The sequence below is a fragment of the Olsenella sp. An188 genome, from assembly GCF_002160255.1.
GTDB lineage: Bacteria > Actinomycetota > Coriobacteriia > Coriobacteriales > Atopobiaceae > Thermophilibacter > Thermophilibacter avistercoris.
The window spans coordinates 1-16,511 of the sequence record NZ_NFKF01000003.1; the positions used below are offsets into that span (position 1 = coordinate 1).

The 16,511-nt window shown below is 67.9% G+C and carries 18 protein-coding genes and 3 pseudogenes; 11 read left to right on the top strand and 10 right to left on the bottom strand.

Translation table 11 applies throughout. The features are described 5' to 3' along the window. The 4 genes and pseudogenes from B5F23_RS09685 to B5F23_RS09920 form a co-directional block, all read left to right on the top strand. Positions 1–266: pseudogene (locus B5F23_RS09685) on the top strand (PTS sugar transporter subunit IIC); the annotation flags it as partial. Positions 267–428: 162 nt separating this feature from the next. Then, positions 429–728, top strand: coding sequence for a PTS sugar transporter subunit IIB (locus B5F23_RS04070; protein ID WP_446723473.1), 300 nt, complete (start codon positions 429–431; stop codon positions 726–728). A gap of 17 nt (positions 729–745) precedes the next feature. Continuing rightward, complete coding sequence (locus B5F23_RS04075; RefSeq protein ID WP_206392248.1) at positions 746–1,090, top strand: PTS lactose/cellobiose transporter subunit IIA; 345 nt, start codon at positions 746–748, stop codon at positions 1,088–1,090. 158 nt (positions 1,091–1,248) lie between these two features. Further along, positions 1,249–2,300: pseudogene (locus tag B5F23_RS09920) on the top strand (DUF1848 domain-containing protein). 3 nt (positions 2,301–2,303) lie between these two features. Here the strand turns inward: B5F23_RS09920 and B5F23_RS04085 are convergent. Then, complete coding sequence (locus tag B5F23_RS04085) at positions 2,304–3,188, bottom strand: LysR family transcriptional regulator (RefSeq protein ID WP_087352074.1); 885 nt, start codon at positions 3,186–3,188, stop codon at positions 2,304–2,306. A gap of 114 nt (positions 3,189–3,302) precedes the next feature. Between B5F23_RS04085 and B5F23_RS04090 the strand changes: the two genes are divergently transcribed. Then, positions 3,303–4,355, top strand: coding sequence for a YeiH family protein (locus B5F23_RS04090; RefSeq protein ID WP_087352076.1), 1,053 nt, complete (start codon positions 3,303–3,305; stop codon positions 4,353–4,355). A gap of 92 nt (positions 4,356–4,447) precedes the next feature. Here B5F23_RS04090 and B5F23_RS04095 read toward each other — a convergent pair whose 3' ends face one another. The 3 genes from B5F23_RS04095 to B5F23_RS04105 all read right to left on the bottom strand — a co-directional run bounded on the left by B5F23_RS04095 (position 4,448) and on the right by B5F23_RS04105 (position 5,920). Next, positions 4,448–4,891, bottom strand: a complete 444-nt coding sequence (locus B5F23_RS04095; RefSeq protein ID WP_087352078.1) for a MarR family winged helix-turn-helix transcriptional regulator — start codon at positions 4,889–4,891, stop codon at positions 4,448–4,450. Positions 4,892–5,034: 143 nt separating this feature from the next. Further along, the gene (locus B5F23_RS04100; RefSeq protein WP_087352080.1) at positions 5,035–5,505 is read right to left on the bottom strand and encodes a flavodoxin; all 471 of its coding nucleotides are present in this window, start codon (positions 5,503–5,505) and stop codon (positions 5,035–5,037) included. A 157-nt stretch (positions 5,506–5,662) separates the two neighbouring features. Further along, positions 5,663–5,920: a hypothetical protein gene (locus B5F23_RS04105; RefSeq protein WP_087352081.1), complete on the bottom strand. Its 258-nt coding sequence runs from the start codon at positions 5,918–5,920 to the stop codon at positions 5,663–5,665. A gap of 121 nt (positions 5,921–6,041) precedes the next feature. Here B5F23_RS04105 and B5F23_RS10020 point away from each other — a divergent pair, with 121 nt between their 5' ends. After that, entirely contained in the window at positions 6,042–6,890 is an 849-nt protein-coding gene (locus B5F23_RS10020) for an ElyC/SanA/YdcF family protein (protein ID WP_087352083.1), read from the top strand. A 25-nt stretch (positions 6,891–6,915) separates the two neighbouring features. Here B5F23_RS10020 and B5F23_RS10025 read toward each other — a convergent pair whose 3' ends face one another. After that, positions 6,916–7,050, bottom strand: a complete 135-nt coding sequence (locus B5F23_RS10025) for a hypothetical protein (RefSeq protein WP_275083202.1) — start codon at positions 7,048–7,050, stop codon at positions 6,916–6,918. A 194-nt stretch (positions 7,051–7,244) separates the two neighbouring features. Further along, positions 7,245–7,835, bottom strand: a complete 591-nt coding sequence (locus B5F23_RS04115; protein ID WP_087352085.1) for a tRNA (cytidine(34)-2'-O)-methyltransferase — start codon at positions 7,833–7,835, stop codon at positions 7,245–7,247. 362 nt (positions 7,836–8,197) lie between these two features. Between B5F23_RS04115 and B5F23_RS04120 the strand changes: the two genes are divergently transcribed. Then, entirely contained in the window at positions 8,198–8,617 is a 420-nt protein-coding gene (locus B5F23_RS04120; RefSeq protein ID WP_087352087.1) for a peptide deformylase, read from the top strand. A 57-nt stretch (positions 8,618–8,674) separates the two neighbouring features. Here B5F23_RS04120 and nth read toward each other — a convergent pair whose 3' ends face one another. After that, entirely contained in the window at positions 8,675–9,337 is a 663-nt protein-coding gene (gene nth, locus B5F23_RS04125) for an endonuclease III (RefSeq protein WP_087352089.1), read from the bottom strand. A gap of 199 nt (positions 9,338–9,536) precedes the next feature. Between nth and B5F23_RS10075 the strand changes: the two are divergent. From B5F23_RS10075 to B5F23_RS04135, 3 genes and pseudogenes are all read left to right on the top strand, one after another. After that, a pseudogene (locus B5F23_RS10075) lies at positions 9,537–9,779 on the top strand (class I SAM-dependent methyltransferase); the annotation flags it as partial. A 34-nt stretch (positions 9,780–9,813) separates the two neighbouring features. Beyond that, positions 9,814–9,957: a hypothetical protein gene (locus B5F23_RS09930; protein ID WP_241145788.1), complete on the top strand. Its 144-nt coding sequence runs from the start codon at positions 9,814–9,816 to the stop codon at positions 9,955–9,957. 427 nt (positions 9,958–10,384) lie between these two features. Then, on the top strand, positions 10,385–11,908 hold the full coding sequence (locus tag B5F23_RS04135; protein WP_087352094.1) for an aminotransferase class I/II-fold pyridoxal phosphate-dependent enzyme: 1,524 nt from the start codon (positions 10,385–10,387) through the stop codon (positions 11,906–11,908). Between the two features lie 2 nt (positions 11,909–11,910). On the opposite strand, the gene B5F23_RS04140 is transcribed toward B5F23_RS04135, so the two are convergent. Beyond that, entirely contained in the window at positions 11,911–12,246 is a 336-nt protein-coding gene (locus B5F23_RS04140; protein WP_087352096.1) for a hypothetical protein, read from the bottom strand. Next, positions 12,239–13,573, bottom strand: a complete 1,335-nt coding sequence (locus B5F23_RS04145; protein ID WP_087352098.1) for a Y-family DNA polymerase — start codon at positions 13,571–13,573, stop codon at positions 12,239–12,241. Before B5F23_RS04145 ends, B5F23_RS04140 begins: the two co-directional genes overlap by 8 nt. A 143-nt stretch (positions 13,574–13,716) precedes the next feature. Here B5F23_RS04145 and thpR point away from each other — a divergent pair, with 143 nt between their 5' ends. Then, positions 13,717–14,244: an RNA 2',3'-cyclic phosphodiesterase gene (thpR, locus tag B5F23_RS04150; RefSeq protein WP_087352099.1), complete on the top strand. Its 528-nt coding sequence runs from the start codon at positions 13,717–13,719 to the stop codon at positions 14,242–14,244. A 131-nt stretch (positions 14,245–14,375) separates the two neighbouring features. Here the strand turns inward: thpR and recQ are convergent, their stop codons facing one another. Next, positions 14,376–16,286, bottom strand: coding sequence for a DNA helicase RecQ (gene recQ, locus B5F23_RS04155; RefSeq protein WP_087352101.1), 1,911 nt, complete (start codon positions 16,284–16,286; stop codon positions 14,376–14,378). Positions 16,287–16,511 lie beyond the last annotated feature (225 nt).

Sequence of the window (16,511 nt, forward strand, 5' to 3'; positions counted from 1 at the left end):
CGCTCATGGTCCCGTTCGTGCTCAACACCGTCATCGGCATCCTCGTCGGCTACTTCGCCACGGTCGTCGGCCTCGTCAGCCCCACCTGCATCCAGGTGCCCTGGACCACGCCGATCGTCGCCTCGGGCGTCCTGTCCACGGGCGGCGACATCCGCGCGGGCGTTCTCCAGATCGTGCTGCTGGCGATCTTCACGCTGGTCTACCTGCCCTTCATGAAGGCGTCGGAGGCCGCGCAGCGCAAGCAGTTCGAGATAGCTCAGGAGTAGCCGCGTAGTTCCCCCTGCCCTCTGCGGACGGGCCATACCGGCTCGTCCGCAGAGGGTGCCCCCCGGGAGGTGTCCCGAGGGGGTCCCATGTCAAGAAGCGGTGACCGTCATCTGGCGGTCGTCGGATGCAAGGACCGGTATGCCGGTCGGAAAGGACAGATCATGAAGATCATGCTGTGCTGCAACGCGGGCATGTCCACGAGCCTGCTCGTCCAGAAGATGCAGAAGGAGGCCGCCTCTCGCGGCACGGACGTGGCCATCGAGGCCCGTCCCATGAACGAGGCCATGGACCACATCGGCGAGGCCGACGTCATCCTCCTCGGGCCCCAGATCGGCTACGCCAAGGGCGACTTCGAGAAGGCCGTCGAGGGCCGCGTCCCCGTCGCCGTCATCCCGATGGTCGACTACGGCCGCATGAACGCCGCCAAGATTCTCGACGACGTCAAGAAGATGCTCGGCTAGTCAGCTAGGAGGCTGAGATGGAAGACATGAACGAGCTCGAGCAGATCTGCTTCGAAATCATCAGCTACGTGGGCACCGCCAAGTCCTGCTACGTCAACTCGATCGCCAAGGCCAAGGAGGGCGACTTCGACGCGGCGGCCGAGCTGGTCAAGCAGGGCGACGAGGCGTACAACGGCGGCCATGAGGTTCACATGAGGCTGCTTCAGGCCGAGGCGTCCGGAGCGGGCAAGAAGACGCTGCCGCTGCTGCTCCTCCACGCCGAGGATCAGATGGCGAGCGCCGAGACCTGCAAGCTCATGGCGCTGAACTTCGCTGACACCTATCGTGAGCTGCTCTCCCTCAAGGAGAAGCTCGGCTCGTAGGCGTGGCGAGACGTGACCTGCGGGCCGGGGCTGCCGATAACGGCGGTCCCGGCCTTTTCGTGATCCCTGCCCCCTTCGGACGTTTCCGACGGCCAGCCGTTTGGCGCACAATAGGCGACGATACGTTGCGTACTGACCCGACCACGAGGGGCAGAGTCATGGAGTATCGCGAGCTGCCGCACGGCGGAGAGAAGTTCGACGTCATCGGCTTGGGCACCGCACAGCTGGGCGCCACGCAGTCGCCGTTCGGCCAGGCGCTCATCCGCTACCAGTGCCTGCAGCACGCGCTTGACACCCCGGGCGTGGTCTGCGTGGTCCCAGGCGTGCGCGACCGTGCCGACCTGCGCGTCCTTCTTGGCTTCTTCGACGCGCCGGGTGCCGAGAAGGACTGTTTGGTGCTTAACGGCCTGGCTCCGGAGAAGGTGGCCGGGCGCGGCGTCTACTACACCCCGTGGCTGCTGCGTCGCTTTGAGGAGGGCTACGTGCTCGCGCGCAACCCTCTCTTCCCCAACAAGGTGACGCGCTACGAGCTGGATCCCGCCGTCGTGGACTGCGTGGTCTTCTGCTCCAAGGACTACGCGCCCATCCTGCCGCACCTGCACAAGATCACGGACCGTTTCAACACGTACTTCTACTACACGATCACCGCCTACGGGCGCGACATCGAGCCCGGCGTGCCGAGCATCGAGCGGAGCATGGAGACGCTGATCGCACTGGCCGAGCAGGTGGGGCCGCAGCGCGTCGCGTGGCGCTACGACCCGGTGCTGCTCACGCCCACCTACACGCTTGAGCGCCACCGAGAGACGTTCTCGCGTATGTGCAACGTGCTCACGCCGCACATGGACCGCTGCATCTTCTCGTTCGTGGAGATGTACAAGAAGCTCCGCCTCAACATGTCCGAGCTCATGCCGCTTTCGGTGGAGGACATGGACGCGCTCGCGCGGATGCTCGGTGGCATCGCGGCATGCGCGCTGGCTGTCACTGCTTCGAGGCGCGCGACATCGGCGCCTACGACACCTGCCCCAACGGCTGCCGCTACTGCTACGCCAACAAGGACCACCGTCGCGCGGCCGAGAACTACCGCCTGCACGATCCGGAAAGCCCACTGCACATAGGCCATCTGCGTCCGGAGGACACCGTCACGCAGGGCGTCCAGAAGAGTCTACTCGGGCGACCAGCGCACCCTCGGGCTGTATTTACCCTGTCCTAATTGTCACATGGAGCTGCGGCTCCACTCGCGAAGCAGCGCGCGATAGCGGCTTGCGTAGTGGCTGCCGCGCTGCCAGATGAGGGAAAAGTCGTGCTCAAGGGCAAAGTCGACGGGCGTGACGTCCACAAGCGTGCCCGCGGCCAGCTCGTCTGCCACGGCCACGCGGTAGAGAAAGCTCACGCCCGCGCCTGCCGCCACGCACGCCTTGATGGCGGGGATGCTTGCAATCTCTATGAATCCGGCAAAGTCGGTCACGCCAAGGTCGCGCGCTGCGAGATTGCGCTCCAGGATTTCCCGCGTGCCGGAGCCAGCCTCGCGCAGAATGAGGCGCGAGCCAAGGAGCTCCGTGACGCTTGCGGGGCGCTCGCCGGTGGCGGCCACGGCCACAAACGGCTCCGTCGAGAAGCGCTCGTTCTCAAAGACCTCTCGGTCAAACGAGCCCTCCACCAGCGCAAAGTCAAGCTCTCCGCAGTCGATGAGCCCCACGAGCTCTGCGGTGTTGCCGGTGCGCATGAGCAGCCGTTCGTTGGGGTGGCGACGCAGGTGTGCGGCAAGGAGGCCCGGCGCCACAAAGTCGGCCACGGTGCGCGTGCAGCCAAGATGCAGCGGCGGGCGCGCGGTGCCGGAGGGCTGCAGCGCGGCGAGCTCTTCTCGCAGGCGGTGCTCGTCGTTTACGAGTGCGTCAAGCTCGCGGTAGAGAAGGCGCCCGGCGGCGGTGGGCTCCACGCCGCGACCGGCCTTGGCAAAGAGCGCCTGGCCGTAGTGGCGCTCCAGCTGCCGGACGTGCTGCGAGACGGCGGGCTGTGTGATGTGGAGCTCCTGCGCCGCGCGGGTGAAGCTGCCCGTACGGCACACGGTCAGGAAGGTGTGGGTGCGGTAGTCGAGCATGTGGGTCCTTCTCGGCAGAAAAACTTATGGATGCATAAGCAATCGGTGGTAATAGATTATAACTGCAGCATGTAGCCTTGTTGGGAGTTGGAACCCGGCGAGAGGAACATCTGCATGGAGCTCATCAAGGATTTTAGGTCGCTCTGGAGGGGCGTGGCGTTTGCGCTGGCCGTCGCCGTGCCCGCGTGGCTGCTCGGCAAGCAGTTCGAGGTCGTGGGCGGCCCGGTCTTTGCCATCCTCATCGGCATGGCTCTTGCGCTCGTGGTTCCGGGCGAGAAGGGCGAGCCGCTGCAGGCCGGGGTGAAGTTCACGTCAAAGAAGGTGCTGCAGTGGGCGGTGATCCTGCTCGGCTTTGGCCTCAACCTCTCTCAGATCGCGCGGGTGGGCGCCACGTCGCTGCCCATCATCCTCTCTACGATCGCCACCTCGCTCGTCGTGGCCTTCGTGCTGTGCCGCGCGCTCAAGATTCCCGGGAAGATCGCCACGCTCGTCGGGGTGGGCTCCTCGATCTGCGGCGGCTCGGCCATCGCGGCCACGGCGCCGGTGATCGACGCCGACGACGAGGAGATCGCCCAGGCGATCAGCGTGATCTTCCTCTTCAACGTCATCGCCGCGCTCGTGTTTCCCACGCTCGGCGGCGTGCTCGGCCTCACCAACGAGGGCTTTGGGCTCTTTGCGGGGACCGCGGTCAACGACACCTCGTCGGTGACTGCCGCCGCGGCCGCGTGGGACGGCATGCACCCCGGCGCCAACACGCTCGACGCCGCGACCATCGTGAAGCTCACGCGCACGCTGGCGATCATCCCCATCACGCTCGCGCTCGCGCTCTGGCAGCTGCGCCTCGCGAGGCGCGCGGCGGCGGCCGGGGAGGGCTCCGGCGAGGCGGCGGGCACCTTCGACCTCAGGAGGATCTTCCCGTTCTTCATCGTGTTCTTCGTGCTGGCGAGCGTCGTGACCACGGTCTTCTCGCTTCCCGCTGAGGTCACGGCACCGATCAAGGAGCTCTCAAAGTTCCTCATCGTCATGGCGATGGCTGCGATTGGCTTCAACACCAACGTCGTCAAGCTGGTCCGCACGGGCGGCAAGCCCATCCTCATGGGGTTTACCTGCTGGGTCGCCATCGCGTGCGTGAGCCTGGGGATGCAGCACGTCCTGGGGATCTGGTAGGCGCGTCGCCGCCGGCGCCGTCGTCGGCGGCGCTACCGCAGCGAGCAGATTGCGCCCTCGCGCGCCCGGGGCCCTGCAACTCGACGGCGATCTCACTCATGCGCGCTCTCCCGCTCCGCGCGCTCGAAGTTGCCTATGATGCGCTCGAGCAGGCGCGAGAGCTCCTCGCACTCCTCCTCGCTCATGCCCGTGTGCGCGATCTCGTCGACCTCGGCGCCGCAGCGCGCGACGCACTCCGCGGCGTCCCAGCCGGCGTCGGTGAGCCAGATCTCGAGCGCGCGGCGGTCCCCCACCTTCGGGCGCCGCTCGACGAGCCCGAGGCTCTCCATGCGCGTAAGTAGGCCGGTGACCGTGGCGCGGTCCATCGCGCACGCCTCTGCTATGTCGCGCTGGAGGCATCCCTCGGCACCCGCCACGTACTCGAGCACCTTGGGGTGGCCCGGCAGAAGGCCGAACCCCCGCGTGCGCGTGACCATGGCGCGGTGCGACTTGCCAAACGCGACCAGGAGCTGGTGGTGGATCGTATCGAGCTGCACGCGACCTCCTCTTATTATTTTGATAGCAACAGTTAGTATACAAACAGAAGTCTCGAGAGTAAGAGTGGTCCCCTCCGCGCGTGGGCACGGAGGGGCCGTGGGGGCGCCTCGGGGGCGGCGCCCCGCGATCTATCTGGGGGTGTCTACAGGCTTGCGACCCAGTCGCGCAGCTCGTCGAGGCCGGGGTTGCCGTTGAGCATCCTGCCCTCTGCGACCCGGGCCCCGGGGGCGAGCTCGGCCATGCGCTGAGGCGCCCGCCCGAGGCCGCTCCCCCCGCTCGTGGCGAAGGGCACGACGGTCTTTCCGGCGAGGTCGTGGGCCTCGAGGAAGGTGTCCACGATGCGCGGCTCCACGTACCACCAGACGGGGAAGCCCACGTAGACGGTGTCGTAGTCGTCCATGTTGTCGACGAGGCTCGCGATCGCCGGTCGGCACGACTCGTTCGCCATCTCGACGGAGCTGCGGCTGGACTTGTCGTTCCAGTTGAGGTCGGCGGCGGAGTAGGGCCGCTCGGGCACGATCTCGAAGAGGTCCGCCCCTATGGCCTGCGCGAGCCTGGTGGCGGCGCGGGCGGTGGTTCCGGTTGCGGAGAAGTAGGCGACGAGAGAGCTCATGGTGCTCCTTTCCTGCGGGGGGTCGTCGACGTCGTTGCGGCGCCACGTTAGCTATGTACCCGGTTTGCACAATAGATAACGCAACGTCAACAAAATTGCTGACTCGCGACGGGCCGTTTTAGAGGCCGAGCCGAAGGAGAGGGCGGTGCGCCGGGTGTTAGCGCGTCATGAAAAAGAGGGCGACGTTGCTCAGCAGGGAGAGCACGGGCGCCAGGAAGCACAGCAGCGTCCCGGTGATGGAGCAGAGCATGCCGATGGCGGTGGTGAGGCTCTTGCGGTAGTCGGCCTTCTTGGCCTTGCGCGCAAGCACGATGCCGGCGATGCCCACGAAACCTCCCACGACCTGAAGCCAGATGAGCGGGGTGAACGCGGTGACCAGGGAGAGAACGCCGAGCACGATGGACAGGATGTCCATGGAGACCTCCAGTGAAGAGCGCCAGTGACGATCACATCATACGACATGCGCGCCAGTCGGTCGGCTTGCCGGACCTTACAATGGGGCCGACGGAACCCGAACGACGGCGGGGGAGGAAGGCATGACCAACGCTCGACTTGCGGAGGACCTCAACAGGATCGCGGCGTTTCTCGGCGTGCGTGACGTGGCGGAGCTCGTTCCCGACGAGCTCGAGCGGAGCCTCGGCTCCAGACGCGCGGACGTGATGGCGCTCTTTGGCGGGAGCATCCTTGCGGGGGGCGACGTCCTCGCGTCCGCGATGCGGGCCGGTGTGGCGCGCACGTACGTGATCGTCGGGGGAGCGGGCCACACGACGGGGTCGCTGCGCTCTCGCGCCCGGGCGCTCTGCCCGGAGCTCACCCTCGCTGACGACGCGCCCGAGGCGGACGTCTTTGCCGCCTACCTGGAGAGCCGGCACGGCCTCTCCGTCGACCTGCTCGAGCGGGAGTCGACCAACTGCGGGAACAACGTCACGCTGCTGCGGGACCTTCTCGCCCGGAACGGCGTGCGCTGCGACTCGCTCGTCCTTTCGCAGGACGCCACGATGCAGCGGCGCATGGACGCGGTCGCGCGCAGGGAGATGCCGGGCGTGGCGCTCGTCAACTTCGCGACGTACTCCGCGCTTCTCGCCCCGCGCCCAGGCGCGGAGGGGCTTCCCGCCGACGTCGACGACCTCGTGGTGGGGGACGCCCCGCTCGGGATGTGGGACGTGCGGCGCTACGCGACCCTGCTCATGGGGGAGGTGCCGCGCCTCGTTGACGACGAGAGGGGCTACGGCCCGCGCGGCAGGGGGTTCATCGCGCACGTGGATGTCCCGGACGAGGTGCGCGCGGCGCACGCGCGCGTCGCCGCCGCGGTGCCGGGTCTCGTGCGCGTCGCCAACCCCGCCTTCGCCACGAGCCGCGCGGAGGGCGAGGGCGGCCGCGCGTGACGACGTCCCGCGCGGGGCTGCGGCGCTAGCGCGGCACGCGGGCGAGGAGGTCGCGGTAGATGCGCTCGTCCGAGTCGAGGAACACGTCGAGCACCACCTTGAGCTGGCCCATGCGTCCGTTGGCGGCGACGACGGCGACCTTGAGGTTGCTGGTGGTCATTGCGGTTCCTCTCTCTTGCGGTTTTGTCGTCGTCGGTATAGTCTCCCCATTGGGCTCGATTTGAAAGTAGGCACAAAAAAGTGCTGTAAGTACCTAATGGTAACTATTGTCTTTTATCTTGCGGCTTGTTGGACGGAGAGGGGGTGTGGGGCGCTTTTGTCGGGCGCGCCGGCCGAGGCGACGGCCCCTGCGACTCACATCCCGGCAAAGCCGGTCTGACGCAGGGCCTCGTACAGGACGACCGCCGCCGCGTTAGAGAGGTTGAGCGCGCTGATGCGGTAGTCCTCGGGATTCACGAAGTTGCCGCACACGTCCTGAGCGAGGAGCGGCTCGTGCGCGCTCTTCTCGCCGGCGCGCGGGGCGCCCCAGGTCGTCGCGTTGGCGAGCGAGGCGGCGTCGGGGAGCATGGGTATGCGCTCGCAGCCCTCGGGATGGGAGGCGAGCAGCTCCTCCGGGAGGCCGACGCTCTCGCAGCCAAAGACGAGGTAGTCGCCGTCGGCGTAGCGGGCCTCGGCGTACGTGCGCCGCGCCTTCTTGGTGAGGAGGTGCAGGCGGGGGTCGCGCGGGGTCAGGCGGCTCCGTTCCATGAAGTCCGCCCAGCTGTCGTAGACGGTGACGTCGAGGCTCTCCCAGTAGCCCAGGCCCGCGCGTCGCAGCGCGCGCTCGTCGAGCGCAAAGCCGAGGGGGCCCACGAGGTGCAGGCGCGAGCCCGTGACCACGCAGGTGCGCCCGATGTTTCCCGTGTTGGCCGGGATCTCCGGCGCCACGAGCACGACGTTGAACATGGTGCAGCCTTCCTCTCCCAAAAAGGTGCGCATAGCGGGGCCGTCCTGTGCAAAACGGCCCTTCAATCCATGTTACGCGGTCTTTGCTGTGCAAAACCGCCCTTCGAGCCATGGACTTTTGCCCCTCGAGGACGAGACCGAGGAAAAGTATGCAGTGCGGACCGCTGGCAACTGCGGTTTCTCTGGAAAAAATACATTCAGATATTGATATCTTGGACGAGGCGGGGAAATCGCATGGACTGAGAGCGTCTTTTGCACACGGGATGGGGCCCGGCATGGCTCGAAGTCCCTTTTTGCACAGGCGTCGGGGCCGTTATACTGGTTGGCTGACGGAAAAGCCGCTTCTGCCGAAAGGAAGCCCCATGATCAAGGACCTGGTGACCGACGAGGCCATCCTCTCCACCCCCTGCGAGCCCGCCACCGCCGAGGACGCCCCCGTGGCGCAGGACCTCGCCGACACCCTCGCGTCCATCGAGGACGCGGCGTGCCTGGCCGCCAACCAGATCGGCGTGACCAAGGCCCTCTTCGTCTATCAGGACGACGCGGGTGAGGTCCACGCCATGTACAACCCCAAGATTCTCATGGCGCTCGGCGGCGCGAAGGTGGCGGAGAGCTGCCTCACCCACGAGGAGCCCAGCACGGTGACGCGCTTCGCCAAGATCAAGGTCTCCTTCGACGAGCTCGTTGACGGCCAGCTCAAGGCGCGCCGCCGCGACTTCACCGGCTGGGTCGCCCAGATGATCCAGCACATGGTCGACCACTGCAAGGGCAAGCTGGTCTAGCACCCGTCCGGTCGCGTCCGAGGTGCGGGCGCGGCCGGCCTCGCCTCCGACGCGCCCCTAGCAGCGGTGCGCGCTCGGGCAGATGTCCTCGAGGACGCAGCCGTCGCACCTGGGGCCACGCGCGGTGCAGGTGTCGCGCCCGTGCTTGATCCACTGGTGGTTGACCGGCCCCCACAGCTCGCGCGGCAGCAGCTTCAGCAGGTCCTGCTCGGTCTTGAGCGGCTCCTTGGCGTGCGTCTTGGGCGAGAGCGCCAGCCGGTGAGCGATGCGGTTGACGTGCGTGTCCACCGCGATGCCCTCCACGATGCCAAAGCCCACGTTCATCACGATGTTGGCCGTCTTACGGCCCACCCCCGGCAGACGCGTGAGCTCGTCCATCGTGTGGGGAACCTCGCCGCCGAACTCCGAGACGATCATCTGCGCGCACTCGACGCAGTGGCGCGCCTTGCTCTTGTAGAAGCCGAGGCTGTGGATGTACTCGGCCACCTCCTCGGGCGTGGCGGCGGCCATCGCCTCGGGGGTGGGGAAGCGCTCGAAGAGCGCGGGCGTCACCTTGTTGACCTGCGCGTCGGTGGTCTGCGCGGAGAGCAGCACGGCAATCGTCAGCCTAAACGGGTTCGCGTGGTCGAGGAAGCACTCGACGGGCCCGTACTTCTCGTCAAGGCGGCGGCACACCTCCACGGCGCGCTCCACCTTGGCCTGCTTGGTCTCTCGGGGCATGGGGACTCCTCTCTCGCTGCTACGATGATGGCACATCGTCTACTCAACGGCGAGGTTCGGCCTCCGGTTGCGTTCTTTTCGCCTGCCCCCGCGGTTGCGTATGCAAAGTCTCAAACGGCTTCGTGCGTAACCTCGCGATCGCCCCGCTTCGTGCCATACCGGGGTCCTGCGCGACTGGCGAGAAGAACCGGGGGCCTCCATGAACATCAGCTGGGACGCCGAGGGCTACGAGAGGGGCTTCTCCTTCGTTCCGGCCTACGGGGCCGGCGTGATCGACCTCATCGACGTGCGCCCCGGCGAGAAGTGCCTGGACCTGGGGTGCGGCAACGGGACGCTCACGGCGGAGCTCGCGGCCTGCGGGCTCGACGCGTCCGGCGTGGACGCCTCTCCCGAGATGGTCGCGCTGGCGCGGGAGCGTCATCCCGAGCTGCGCTTTGAGGTGGGCGGCGCCACGTCCTTCTCGCTGGACGAGCCCGTTGACGTGGTGTTTTCCAACGCTCTCGGACGAGCTGATCGCCGCGGCGGTGGACGAGCTGGGCGCAGACTCGGAGCTGCTGCGGGACGGTGCGTGGTATGCCGACTACGTGCGCCTGCGCATGCGTGCCGTCAAGGTGGCGTAGGCCGGCTTCAGGGCGCGTGTCCGCGCCGCGCGGCTTCGGCGCTTAACAATCTGGAGTTATGGCAATCGTTATGGCAATCCTGCGAGCGCGGCTGCTTAGGGATTCGGGGTTATGGCAGCAGCGAAGCATCTTCCGCGGGCGAGAAGTACCGTGGGCGGGCCTCTGACCAGGGGTTCTTCTCGCCACGCCCTTTTTGGCGCCTTGAGGGCTGCCTCCGGGCTGCCATAACCCGGCTTTTCTAAGCAGAAAAGTGACGCGTGCTGCCATAACCCCGTTTTCGTAAGCAGGCCGCCCCGTCATGGCCCCGGATGCCTCTGCCCGCCGCAAAAACCCTTGAGTTCAAATTTGGTTGTGGTAGAGTGACAACATTGAACTTTTCTTGGCAAGAAGTTCAATTTGAGTCCAAAATTGAACCAATGGAGGCAGGATGGGACAGGAGACCTTTGCCGACCGGCTGCGCGCCGCCATGTCGGAGCACTCCCTCAAGCAGGCGGACCTCATCCGCCTTGCCTCCGAGCGCGGCGCCAAACTCGGAAAGAGCCAGGTCAGCCAGTATGCGAGCGGCAAGGTTGAGCCGCGGGCGGACGCCTGCGCGCTCCTTGCCGACCTCCTGGGCGTCGACGCGTCCTGGCTTGCCACGGGGGAGGGGGCTCCCGGCGCGGCCCGAGCTGCCGCGCGGCCTGAGACCGCCCCCCGCCCGACCACAGCCCACACCACCCAAAGGAGTTCGACCATGCGCGAGTTCAAGAAGTCCTCAAAGCTCGAGAACGTTCTCTACGACGTCCGCGGCCCCGTCGTGGACGAGGCGGCCCGCATGGAGGCCGAGGGTCAGCGCATCCTGAAGCTCAACATCGGCAACCCCGCCCCCTTCGGCTTCCGCGCGCCCGACGAGGTGGTCCACGACATGCGCTCCCAGCTCACGGAGTGCGAGGGCTACTCGGACTCGCGCGGGCTCTTCTCGGCGCGCAAGGCCATCATGCAGTACGCGCAGCTCAAGCACCTTCCCAACGTGGACATGGACGGCATCTACACCGGCAACGGCGTCTCCGAGCTCATCCAGCTCTGCATGCAGGCGCTGCTGGACAACGGCGACGAGATCCTCATCCCCGCGCCCGACTACCCGCTCTGGACCGCATGCGCCACGCTCGCCGGCGGCACGCCCGTCCACTACCTCTGCGACGAGCAGGCCGACTGGTACCCCGACCTGGCCGACATGGAGTCCAAGGTGACGGAGCGCACCAAGGCGATCGTCATCATCAACCCCAACAACCCCACCGGTGCGGTCTACCCGCGCGAGGTGCTCGAGGGCATCGTGGAGATCGCGCGCCGCCACCAGCTCATGATCTTCTCGGACGAGATCTACGACCGCCTCTGCATGGACGGCGAGAAGCACGTGTCCATCGCGTCGCTCGCGCCGGACCTGTTCTGCGTCACCTTCTCCGGCCTCTCGAAGTCCCACATGGTCGCGGGCTACCGCGTGGGCTGGATGATCGTCTCGGGCAACAGGCGCTGCGCGCGCGACTTCATGTACGGCGTCAACATGCTCTCCAACATGCGCCTGTGCTCCAACGTGCCGGCGCAGTCCATCGTGCAGACCGCGCTCGGCGGCTACCAGAGCGTTGAGCGCTACGTGGAGCCGGGCGGGCGCATCTATGAGCAGCGCAACTATGTCTACGAGGCGCTCAACGCCATCGACGGCATCACGGCGGTCAAGCCCAAGGCGGCGTTCTACATCTTCCCCAAGATCGACGTGAAGAAGTTCAACATCACCGACGACGAGCAGTTCGCCCTGGACCTGCTGCACGAGAAGCGCATCCTCGTGACGCGCGGCGGCGGCTTCAACTGGGGCGAGCCGGACCACTTCCGGATCGTGTACCTGCCGCGCATGGAGGTCCTGCGCGAGTGCATGGAGGACCTGGCCGACTTCCTCTCGCACTATCGCCAGGGGTAGGGCTACGGCTCCAGGCGCACCACCTCCCAGAGGTCCTCAAAGCGGACGCGGGTCCGGACGACCTGGAGGACCCGCAGGTCGGGCTCGACGCAGGCGACGATTCCCTCGCGGGTGACGTAGGCGTCGTCGGCGTAGTACGTCACCCGCGCGAGGTCTCCCCTGCGCAGGCGCGCGAGCTCGGCGGATATCTCCGTCGCGCGCTCCTCGCCCACCTCGCGGCGCGGCTCCCTCATGCGCTCCTGCGCGCGCACGAGGTCGTAGAAGCCGGTGAGGGCCGCGAACGGCATGAACTGCGCGGCGCGGTCCGCGTGGCGACGTGGCGTGGCCCGCTCACTCATGGTGACCCCCGACCTGGCGGTTCCGTTCGCGGCCCGTTGCCCCGGGCCGGAAGCTGACGCCTCGGAGCAGCGCGTTTTTCCCAAAGCGCCGCTTGACGGCGTTGGTGGCCTGCGCGAGCCGCCGCTCCGCCGCCTGCGCCTCCACGTCCGTGAAGAGCGAGAGCTCCGCGTACTCCACGGGAACGAGCGCGCCAAAGGCTATGTTGACGCGCCTGATGGGACGGTTCGGGTCCACGACCTCGGAGAAGAGCCCCAGCAGCTGCGCGGTGAGCGCCTCGCGCGAGTCGGTCGCCTCCGGGAGCTTGCGCGATGCGCTCGCCCCGTCCGCCGTGCGCCCGAGCACGCGCGTGCCGTGCTCGCCGGTGAACGTCTGCGCCGGCGCGGGTGCGTCCCGCTCGTCCCAGGCGCGGCGCTCGCGCGCGTAGCCCGCGTACAGCGAGAGGTGTCCGCAGGCCAGGCCCTTGTCCACGAGGTCGAGCACGAGTGCGTCGGCCATCTCGCGCAGCACCACGCGTGCCTCCTCGAACTCGTAGTCCCTCGCGAGCACCTGGCCGCTCCCGATGGAGTGGGCGCGCGGCCGATACGCCTGGATCTCTGCGATGGTGCAGGGCTCGATTCCCCACGCATGGTCTATGAGCAGCTCGGCGTTGACGCCAAACTCGTCGTAGAGCGCGTCCTCGGGAAGTAGTGCCACCTCGCCCAGGCAGCTCGCCCCCATCGCCGCCAGGCGCCGTGCGATCCCCGGGCCTATGCCCCAGACGTCCGTGATGGGGCGGTGCGGCCAGATGAGGCACTTGAAGCTCCCCTCGTCGAGCTCCCCGATGTTGTCCGTGGCGTGCTTGGCCGTGACGTCGAGCGCCACCTTGGCGAGAAAGAGGTTGGGCCCGATGCCCGCCGTGGCGCAGACGCCGGTCTCGCGGCGCACGAGCGCGATGAGCTCGACCGCCAGCTCGCGCGGGGTCCGCCCGTAGAGGGCCAGGTAGGGACCTACGTCCACGAAGCACTCGTCCACGGAGTACACGTGGATGTCCTCTGGCGAGAAGTACCGCAGGTAGAGGGCATAGATCTGGGCGGACACCTCCATGTAGCGCCGCATGCGCGGCCGGGCCATCTCGTAGTCGATGCCGTCTGGGATCTCGAAGACGCGGCAGCGGTTGCGCACCCCGAGCGCCTTCATGGCGGGGGATATGGCCAGGCAGATGGTCTTCTCGCCGCGGGAGGGGTCCGCGACGACGAGGCGTGCCTCGAACGGGTCGTACCCGCGGTCCACGCACTCCACGGAGGCGTAGAAGCACTTGAGGTCTATGCAGAGATACGCGTGCGTCACGGTGCCTCCTCACAAACACCTGTTCTTGTCGTGAAACCATGATGCGCGTCCGGCCGGACAGAAATTCGCCCCGGCCGGCCCGTCACAAATACTGCAACACTTGTTCTGGTATAGTGGCGGGCAAAGAGAGGCGGGAGGTTATCATGCGCGCGTTCGTGGCCCTTGAGCTGCCGGAGGCGTTTGCCGACGAGGTGGGCGAGCTTGCGCGCGCCCTGGCGGCAACGTGCGAGGGGCGCTTTGTCCGACCCGGGAGTCACCATCTCACGCTGGCATTTCTCGGCGAGGTGGGGGAGGCGGAGGCGCGCCGGGCCATGGACGCGCTTGACGCGGCCTGCGCGGGTGCGGGCGCGGTGGAGCTCGCGTCGGCCGGCCTGGGGAGCTTCGGCCGCGGCCGCGACGCGACCCTCTGGCTGGGCGTCGAGAAGAACCCCGAGCTCGCGGCCCTGTCGGGGCGCCTGCGCGAGGAGCTTCTCGCCCGCGGGCTTGGCTTTGACGAGAAGCCCTTCCTGCCGCACGTGACGCTCGCGCGCCGCGCCCGCCTGCCGCGGGCGGCGCTGGAGGGGCTCGTCTTTCCGCGCCCCGACTCGGCCGCGCGCGTCACGCTCTACCGCAGCATCCTCGAGCCGGATGGCGCCCGGTACAAGCCGCTCTACACGGTTGCACTGGCCTGACGTGCGGCTTGCGGACGTTCTTCTCGCCCAAAGCGTCCAGAACCTGCGCGTTTCCCGGTGACGTGCAGGTTGCGGACGCCTCCGCGCGCCAAAGCGTCCGCAGGCCGCACGTCACTCGGCGGCGCGCGGCCTCACGCTCCGGCCCCCGTGGCCTCGGCGATCCGCGCGAGGAAGAGCTCGCCGTAGCGCTCGGCCTTCTTGGCACCCACGCCGGAGACCCCGAGCAGCCCGTCCACGTCGTGCGGCCGCTTGGCGCACATGTCCACGAGCGTGGCGTTGCTGAAGATGAAGTAGGCCGGGACGCCCTGCTCGCGCGCGAGCTCGCCGCGCAGGTCGGAGAGCTCGTCGTAGAGCGCCCTCCCCAGCTCGTCGAGCTCGGCGACGTCCGTGGCCGCGCGCGTCTTGTCCGGCGCGGCGGCGATGCGGGCCACCCGCGGCTCTCCGCGGGCGACCTTGAGCATGAACGGCTCGTCCCACGGCGCCTCCCTGCGCAGGAACGCGCCGGATGCCTCCGTGAGCTCGATCGTGGGGTAGTCGCCGGCCGTCCGCGCGAGAACGCCGCGAAACACCAGCTCGTCGAGGATGGCCCGCACTCGTCGCGCCGGCACGTCGGCCATGATGCCGTAGGTCGAGAGCGTGTCAAAGCCGCGGCGCAGGACCTTCTCGCCGCGCGACCCGCGCAGCACGTCCACGACCGTCGCCGCGCCCGCGCTCCGCCCGCGCTGGGCGATCCGCGCCACGCAGCTCACCACCTTGAGCGCGTCCGTGGTGGCGTCGACCTCCTCGAAGTCCGTGAGACAGTTGGAGCAGTTCCCGCAGTACGCGGGCGCCTCCTCGCCAAAGTAGCGCAGGATGTGGGCGCGCAGGCAGTCCGTCGTGGTTGCGTAGAAGACCATCTGGCGTAGGCGCTCGGCGTCGCGCTCGGCCAGCACGGCGCGCTGCTCGAGCGTGAGGTCCTCGCGCGGCTCGCTGCGCGACAGCAGGAACTCGGCGGTGTGGACGTCTCCGGGGGAGTAGAGCAGCAGGCACTCGGCGCGCGTCCCGTCGCGGCCGGCGCGCCCCGCCTCCTGGTAGTAGTTCTCCAGGGAAAGCGGCAGGTTGTAGTGGACCACGTAGCTCACGTTGGACTTGTCGATGCCCATGCCAAAGGCGTTGGTGGCTACCATCACGCGACTGCGGTCGTAGAGGAAGTCGTCCTGGTTGCGCTCGCGCTCCTCGGGCGTGAGGCCGGCGTGGTAGCGCGTGGCGAGAAGCCCCTCGTCGCGCAGCAGCTCGCAGACCTCCTCCACGGCCCGGCGGCTCGAGCAGTAGACGATTCCGCTCCTCTCGGCGCGCTGCCGGCAGAAGGCGACGAGCGTGCGGTCCTTCTCGGCTGCCCCGTGCGGGCGGGCCACGGCAAAGCTCAGGTTGGGTCGGTCAAAGCTGGCGAGAACCACGAGCGGGTCGCGAAGTCCCAGCGCCTCGTGGATGTCCCGGCGTACCGCACGCGTTGCCGTGGCCGTGAGCGCCATCACCGGCGGGCGCGCGGGCAGCCGGTCCACGAAGTCAATGATGCGCTGGTAGCTGGGCCTGAAGTCGTTGCCCCACTGGGAGATGCAGTGGGCCTCGTCCACGGCGAGCAGGCCCACGCCGCACGCGGAGACGCACTCCAGGAAGGCGGGGTCGTCCAGGCGCTCCGGGGCCACGTAGAGCAGCGCGAGCGCTCCCGAGGCCACGCCGTGCAGGACGCTCGCGCGCTCGGAGGCGCCGAGCGTGGAGTTGAGGAAGCTCGCGGCCACGCCCGCCTGGCGCAGCGCCCCTACCTGGTCGGCCATGAGCGAGATGAGCGGGGAGACCACGAGCGTGAGGCCAGTCCCGCGCGCGGCGAGCACAAGCGCGGGCACCTGGTAGCAGATGGACTTGCCCGCCGAGGTGGGCATCACGGCCAGCACGTCGCGACCGGCGAGCGCGGCGTCGACGATCTCGGCCTGGTGCGGCCGGAACGACCCGTATCCGAAGGTGGTCCTGAGCACGTCGAGGGGCGTGGGTGCGGGTGAGGTCATGGGGCTCCCAAGGTCACGGTTCTTCTCGCCCCATTATGCGCCTCGGACCGGACGGAGGGATGCGCCGTCGGGTACTTGCAGGTTGCGGACGGTTTGGGCCGTGGGACCGTCCGCAACCTGCACGTAAGCGGATGACGTGCGGCTTCCGGACGGTTTGGACCGTGAAACCGTCCGCAACCTGCACGTACCCAGACAACGTGCGGCTTCCGGACGCCCTGCCGAGAA